A 7110-nucleotide genomic window follows, 5' to 3' on the forward strand; every position below is an offset into this window, starting at 1 on the left:
GAAGCTTTCGATGCATGGAAAATTGCGGCCTGTTTCGCCTGAATATCTACGAGCCACGGGCCTTTCCGGTCAGAGAAACTTAACGTGACAACACCAGCGAGACCAACAGAATAGCTATAGTGCAATGCGATGCAGAGAGCCGGCTCAGCCAGACTGGAAAACCTATTGCCATTCGTTGCAGTAAATATATGAACAACACGATTGAGCAGGATCATCGTCGCATCAAACGACGCACACGCTCCATGCTTGGTTTCAAGTCAGAAACCGCAGCGGGCATCACGCTTGCCGGTATCGAACTCATTCACATGATGCGTAAACAACAAGGCATCAGTTCAGCAGCAAATGCACGCTCAATCAAAAAGCAGTTCGAAGCACTCGCGGCATAATTGCGTCTAGAGCTAAGCAGTGCTCCGTGCAAATAAAATTTTTGCAACAGAACCGCTCAGGCCACAATCAGCATGTGCTTCTAACAATACCCGGAATTTCATTGTCATAACCTTGACATCCAAGCAGAAGTGAGCAAACGCAAGAGGACGCTCTTTCCACACCGACGAAGTTTGTCACCCCTTGTGCCTCGGTATTATTAGGCCGAAAGCTCTTTTCTGAGGATTTCTGCACCGGCACTTAAGGCGTTCAATTTGCCACGCGCCACTTCTCGCGACAATGGAGCCATGCCGCAGTTCGTGCAAGGGTAGAGCTTGTCGGCATCGACGAACTGAAGCGCTTTTCGCAACGTGTTGGCAACTTCCTCTGGGCTTTCAACGGCATGGTTTGCGACGTCTATGGCTCCTACCATCACCTTTTTGCCGCGAAGCAGTTCAATAAGGTCTATTGGTACATGAGAATTTTGGCACTCAAGTGAGATGAGGTCGATATTGGATTTTTGTAGCTTGGGGAAAGTAAGCTCATATTGACGCCACTCTGAGCCCAAAGTTTTTTTCCAATCCGTGTTGGCTTTAATACCGTAACCATAACAGATATGAACAGCTGTTTCGCACGTGAGACCTTCTATTGCTCTCTCCAGAGTTGCAATACCCCAATCATTAACCTCGTCAAAGAAGACATTAAATGCAGGCTCGTCGAACTGAATAATATCCACGCCAGCGGCTTCTAATTCCTTCGCTTCTTCATTGAGAATTTTTGCGAACTCCCAGGCCAGTTTTTCGCGGCTTTTATAATGGGCATCATAAAGCGTATCGATCATAGTCATCGGTCCCGGCAAGGCCCATTTGATGGGCTGCTGAGTTTGTTGACGCAAAAACTGCGCATCTTCGACAAAAACCGGTTTTGGACGCGATACGCTACCAACGACTGTTGGTACACTTGCATCATAGCGATCCCTTATTCTGACAGTCTCGCGCTTCTCGAAATCGACGCCGTCGAGGTGTTCGATAAACGTAGTGACGAAATGCTGGCGCGTTTGCTCGCCATCGCTGACGATATCGATGCCCTCCTGCCGTTGATCGTCGAGAGCCAAGCGCAGGGCATCCTGCTTTCCCGCAGTCAATTCCTCATCCTGCAGTTTCCATGGCGACCAAAGTTTCTGTGGCTCCGCAAGCCAGGAGGGTTTTGGCAAGCTGCCGGCGGTGGACGTAGGCAAAAGTGTTTTCAAGACAGATTAACTTTCTGGTTCAGTTGATCAACGAGCGTAGTTGGCGGACCATTGCGCAAGAATGTTCTTGTATGGTTTGATAAAGCGCTCCTCGGCGAATTTCCCCTGTTCGACCGCAAGCTGGCTGCGTTCTTCTCGATCATAAACAATTCGGGTCAGTGAATGGTCCTGATGTTTCAAACTTGGCTGATAGCAGGTGCCTGCCGCAGAATTGGCATTGTAAATTTCGGGCCGGTAGATTTTCTGAAAGGTCTCCATAGTGCTTATAGTGCTGATCAGCTCGAGATTGGTGTAGTCTCCAAGCAGATCCCCCACAAAATAGAAGGCTAGGGGCGCAACGCCGCCCTGAGGCATGAAGTAGCGAACCCGCATCCCCATTTTCTTGAAGTACTCATCGGTAAGTGAGGATGTATCTTGTTTATATTCAACACCTAGCACGGGATGCCGGTTTTCGGTTCGGCTGTAGGTCCTACTGCTTGATGCGCTCAGGCAAATGACCGGCGCCTTCCTAAAATGCTCGTTGTAAGTCTCAGATTTCAGAAAACTCTTAAAAAGATTCCCATGCAGATCACCGAAATCGTCGGGTATGCTGAAACCAGACCGGTTTTTGTTGTGCTCCGGCAAGACTAAGCTGAAGTCATAATCCCGAACGTAAGAGGAGAAATTGTTGCCGACGATTCCCTCGATCCGGTCGTTGTTTTTCCGATCCACGATAGTCGTATTCAGGATTTCAATCAGCGGAAAGGCGTCAATATTGCGACTAGAATCGATATTCAATTCAACGGCAATGATATCAAGCTCGAGTGTGTAGCGATCACCTTTAGGATTGTCCCAGTGCGCCAAAGCATTGAAACGATTGTCGATCATCTGTAAGGCGTTGCGCAAATTCTCCTGGCGGTTCTCGCCTCTGGCCAGATTGGCAAAGTTTGTCGTGATGCGTGTGCTGCTCGCGGGGCGGTAATCCTCATCAAAACGAATGCTCCTGAGGCGGAACGTGAAGCTATTTCCCGTTGCGCTCGACCGGGAATCGCCGAGAGACACGCCTGGGGCGGCAATTCGAGTTGTGATTTGAGACATGGATTACCCAATTGAGTTGGGGGCAAGGATCAGCGAACACATAGCAAGATCAGCCGCTGTGGCCTCCGCTATGGCACACCGGGACACCCCGCCCGTGGACGTTATTTTACCGAGGCAGGTCTCCTGGCTCGCGTGTCATCGCCAACGTCCGTCTTCCCAGAGCAAACTCCAGTGACATTCTAGACATCGGCTAGCCGCTTACAGTTGCGGGGGCAGCGTCGGTTTTCCCAAATTAATCGGGGCACCGACTTCCCTCTTAGCCCCGGGTGTCAATGCGACAACCGGAGAACCTTGGCAGAAACCATATTCCTGCATCAGGCAAACAATGTCAACACCATATAAAGAAATGTTTATATCTTTAAGTTGCAAATTGTCATTTCGAGCCGACCCGAACGTTTTGTGACGTGAGCGACGTATCGCTTAACCCTAACAATTTTCTGGCTATCAGGTTGTCATAGAACCAACTGCTACTACGGCTGTGGTGGGTTCGCCATTCTTACCTACGCTTGACCCTAATTAACTGCGAGTCTAATGCGAAGACGTGAAGCTGATGACTACCGGTGGAAGAAGAAGGTAATTTTCGACGACTTAGCGACTTTTGAGCCATTTGCCAGGTTCTTGATCCTTCAGAGTTTTAGCCCTCTTGTGGAACGAACTAAGCGCTAAGTTTGGCCAGATAATACGCCTATTTTTTACTTTGATTCACCGGGATATATAGGCAAATTGACTACCTAAACACTCGCTTGGAAGATGTCCTGGAACTGGCTTGCTCTATGGTCATAATCACAAGTTTGAATCCAATCGGCAGCTACGATTCATAAAACTGATTGGACGCATATCGTATAAAACATAACAATGGGTCCATGGAGAGAGAAGCCACTGTAGTACATCTTCGGCGCATTGATCGAAACAAGAACATGTCCCGCTATTATAGTTTGGAGATGAGACCAACCTTATTTGGTGAAGTGTCTGCTATCCAGTATTGGGGAAGGATTGGGAGCTCAGGTCAAGGCATGCAAGAGACATTTGACAGCTTAGAAGAGGCCTGGGGGAAGTTTCGCCGTATCAGACAAGTTAAAATTCGGAAGGGCTATTGCCGGACTGACAAAGAAGTGGCGCTTCCATAGGCTGACGATAGCCACGAAACGCGCCAACGCCTGAATATTGAGCCTATCTTGTACACCGCTTGTACACGCTCAAAACGTGGCCTTTCAACGGTGTTGAAATTACTTATGAAACGCCCGCCAAACACTCCCCCGCGCTCTATAGGATATATTGTGGGGTTAGCGCATTGAGAAAACTTTACGTGTGTTTGAGCGCTTTTTAACCGTATTCCATCCACCATAAAGTGCAGAACATTGCTTGTACAAAAGGGCAGAAATTTGCGTCAAAAAACCACGCCGAAAATCACGGAAAATTCGGACAAAAAAAACCGAACATTTTTCTGTTGGATCCAGCGGCAAAAGAACCGCTTCAGAGAGTATAGAAAGTTTGGCAATAAGGCACCAAACGGCATCATCGTCTATTGTCGCGCGTTAAAAACCACAGGTTTACCTGTTGAAATATATTCGGCTCGTGCACACGGACGATGAGATCAAGTCAGGATCAACGCTGCAAATTCCGGCAAAAGCATGGAACGTCGTGCTTGCTTACATGTCGACACATCATCACCCGCAACTTTTTTGAAAATCGTATGGCTGCGCTACCAGCAAGGTGCATTGATGCGGTTTTACGCGTCCACTGTTTCGTGAGCCGACTGCTCTTGAACGCAACAGGATACTGCGCGCATAACCGGGCTTGCTGTCGCAAGCTCGAACGGAGCCTTGTCGTTCCTCTGAATTGAATTAGGTAACCGTTCGGAAAGCCATACGGAAATTTGCCGAATGTTGTCAAGGAACAAGCCCGCCAAGTGGATTTATTCCGCATAAGTGAAAGCAGCTATTTAATCCGGCGGTTGTTCATAGCTGATGGTCTGGAATGAATGAGAAGGGCAGGGGCGTTAGGGACTGCATGTTATTCGATCTCTAAGCCGTCCATAACTAAGCGTACTCCTCTAAAGAGCCTTTTTGTATGAGTTTGTAAGAATGAATCCATTTCAAAAAATGTAAACAAATGTAAACAGCAGATTTAAATTACTCAATAAATTCAATGGTCCTTAAATTATGGCCCTTTGCTCAAATCGATAAGAAAACCGACCTTTTTCTGAATTGATAAATGCTTCAAAACAAACCTGTCCGATCCATTGTGTGGGTCTTCCGGTATGGAACCGTGGCAGGTGAGTTTTTCTCTGCGGTGATCCAAACGCAGGATGCCAAGCTATTTTTTATAGAAATTCATCTTCCAAATCCTTGATAGCGGCCTCTTGACGATCAGGAAAACTTGGCTAATCTGACAGCATTATAGAAACTTAGCGCATGATGTGCACCCAACCTGAGGGCTTCAGGATGAGGACACACATGGCTAATGTTTTAGCTGGCACGTTTGCCCAAGCGCTTCACTCCCCCCACAAAACGACATCCAGTAAAAAACGCCCACCCTACCGATCTTATCGGCGTCGCACTTGGCCTCGAAGCAAAGAGATATGGCTCAATGGTCAATATTGGTATGGACCTTTGAAGATCAACGAGCATCGCCGCATTGTTGACGCCTTCGATGTGGGCGACGGAATGGCTGTCGTGGAAGCCGTGCGCCAACATCTGGAAGGTGACAGACGAAAGCTGCTGAAAAAGGTTGTGACGATTTAAGATTATTTGTTGATTCTCGCGGAGAAATCCCCCACTCCATCAGTTCTTAGCGGCAATCAGCACAAAGTCATCATGTGACTGTTGGGGTCGGTGCCGGAGGTCGGGCAAGAAAAAAATTATGCCGCCAGCTCTTTACTTGTACGTGATATTGTACGTATATAGTCGCAAAAAAGAGAGGATGTTCCCATGGATGTGATGACTTACTCCGACGCGCGTGCTCAACTGAAAGACGTTATGGACCGTGCAATCAACGACAAGCAAGAAGTTGTAGTAACGCGTAAAAAAGGTGAGTCCGTCGTCGTTGTTTCCCTGGAAACATGGAACGCCGTCAATGAAACACTTCACCTCTTGTCTACGCCGAACAACGCTGCACGTTTGCGCTCTTCAATTGCTCAGCTGGATGCCGGCAAAGGGGGAGAACGTGAGCTGATCAAGTGAAGCTTGTTTTTTCAGAGCAAGCCTGGGAAGACTATCTTCACTGGTCAAACACGAACGACAAGGTGCGTGATCGTATCAACGAGTTGATCAAACAGTGTCAGAGAACCCCTTTTAAAGGAACGGGCAAACCAGAGCCACTGAAGGGAGATTTGAACGGCTGGTGGTCAAGGCGTATCTCACAGGAAGATCGGATGGTTTATCGTGTCAGTGGCGCTGGCGACGCTCAAAGTCTTGAAATAGCTCAATTGCGGTTCCACTATTAAGTTTGTTGCAATTAACTCTAGCGTTTAGAGCCGTCCCGGTAAATTCTGGAACGGCTTTTCCATTCCTCTTAGCGTCGTCAATCGGACGTCGCAATTCCTTAATCATAGGATTGTAGGGAATTTCATCTTGATCTAAGGGATGAAGCAGCCGACCCGCAAGTGCAAGTTAAAAGTCACTGCCAGCATCGTGCTTGTTGGCAGTGTACAGATTCACATAAAACGCGACCGACAAGACATATTTGCAACAGTGACGGTGTTTTCATTCAAACAGTAATACATGGCATTCAGTAAACTACGTTCTTTATTAGCTAATTTTTTGCAACTCAACCGCAAGAACTGGCCCCCCAACGACCCGATTTACAATCTCCACCACTTCCCCCGCGACCTTCTCACCTCAGCAGACCATCGCGAGCTGCGTCAGGCAGCCACAAATATGTGGCGTGAAATCGCTTGCCTAAAAACCGCATAAGATCAGCATCATAGACAAAATTGCGAACTTACTCAGGTTAAAGTATCGGTGCCCGCCAGTCTTCTATTTCTGCTTTTCCTGCCAGAACCGATATAGCGCTGAATTTCTCTCTGGGTCGTCTGGTGAACAATGTTCAAAATGAATGCCGGTTTGTTTTCCGACCGGTTTCATCAGTTCATTCGTAATTTGCGCTGTTGAAAGGCCAAACGGTTCAGCTTGTTCGTTGGAATAGGCAAACTTGATTTTATTGATGCCAGACATTCGCATGGCAGCAAAACACATGGGGCAGGGCTGTCCGCTTGCATATACGCTGCAATCATCCAGTCGGGGTGACTGCAAAACCTTGCCTGCGGCACGCAATGCCAGAAGCTCCGCATGTGCTGTCGGGTCGCAATCGGCTTGCATGCGATTGGGTGTTGTCACGTTAAGTTTCTCTGACCGGAAAGGCCCGTGGCTCGTAGATATTCAGGCGAAACAGGCCGCAATTTTCCATGCATCGAAAGCTTC

The 7110-nt window shown here is 48.0% G+C and carries 7 protein-coding genes, 1 pseudogene and 1 riboswitch; of the genes and pseudogenes, 5 read left to right on the forward strand and 3 right to left on the reverse strand.

Annotated features, from left to right (window positions below; all coding sequences use genetic code 11):
* Positions 1-95 precede the first annotated feature (95 nt).
* Positions 96-386, forward strand: a pseudogene (locus tag C7374_RS15610) (DDE-type integrase/transposase/recombinase); the annotation flags it as partial.
* A gap of 197 nt (positions 387-583) precedes the next feature.
* On the opposite strand, the gene C7374_RS15615 reads toward C7374_RS15610, so the two are convergent.
* On the reverse strand, positions 584-1612 hold the full coding sequence (locus C7374_RS15615) for a methionine synthase (RefSeq protein WP_111576521.1): 1029 nt from the start codon (positions 1610-1612) through the stop codon (positions 584-586).
* A 27-nt stretch (positions 1613-1639) separates the two neighbouring features.
* On the reverse strand, positions 1640-2689 hold the full coding sequence (locus C7374_RS15620) for a DUF1852 domain-containing protein (RefSeq protein ID WP_111576522.1): 1050 nt from the start codon (positions 2687-2689) through the stop codon (positions 1640-1642).
* A gap of 96 nt (positions 2690-2785) precedes the next feature.
* Positions 2786-2998, reverse strand: a riboswitch (cobalamin riboswitch).
* A 554-nt stretch (positions 2999-3552) separates the two neighbouring features.
* Here C7374_RS15620 and C7374_RS15625 point away from each other — a divergent pair.
* From C7374_RS15625 to C7374_RS15640, 4 genes are all read left to right on the forward strand, one after another.
* Complete coding sequence (locus C7374_RS15625) at positions 3553-3816, forward strand: WGR domain-containing protein (RefSeq protein WP_111576523.1); 264 nt, start codon at positions 3553-3555, stop codon at positions 3814-3816.
* A gap of 1329 nt (positions 3817-5145) precedes the next feature.
* Positions 5146-5433, forward strand: a complete 288-nt coding sequence (locus C7374_RS15630) for a hypothetical protein (protein ID WP_111576524.1) — start codon at positions 5146-5148, stop codon at positions 5431-5433.
* A gap of 186 nt (positions 5434-5619) precedes the next feature.
* On the forward strand, positions 5620-5871 hold the full coding sequence (locus tag C7374_RS15635) for a type II toxin-antitoxin system Phd/YefM family antitoxin (RefSeq protein WP_111576525.1): 252 nt from the start codon (positions 5620-5622) through the stop codon (positions 5869-5871).
* On the forward strand, positions 5868-6134 hold the full coding sequence (locus C7374_RS15640; RefSeq protein WP_111576526.1) for a Txe/YoeB family addiction module toxin: 267 nt from the start codon (positions 5868-5870) through the stop codon (positions 6132-6134). Before C7374_RS15635 ends, C7374_RS15640 begins: the two co-directional genes overlap by 4 nt.
* A gap of 532 nt (positions 6135-6666) precedes the next feature.
* On the opposite strand, the gene C7374_RS15650 is transcribed toward C7374_RS15640, so the two are convergent.
* Complete coding sequence (locus C7374_RS15650; RefSeq protein WP_245412695.1) at positions 6667-7026, reverse strand: nucleoside deaminase; 360 nt, start codon at positions 7024-7026, stop codon at positions 6667-6669.
* Positions 7027-7110 lie beyond the last annotated feature (84 nt).

This window comes from Falsochrobactrum ovis, assembly GCF_003259955.1.
Taxonomy (GTDB): domain Bacteria; phylum Pseudomonadota; class Alphaproteobacteria; order Rhizobiales; family Rhizobiaceae; genus Brucella; species Brucella ovis_A.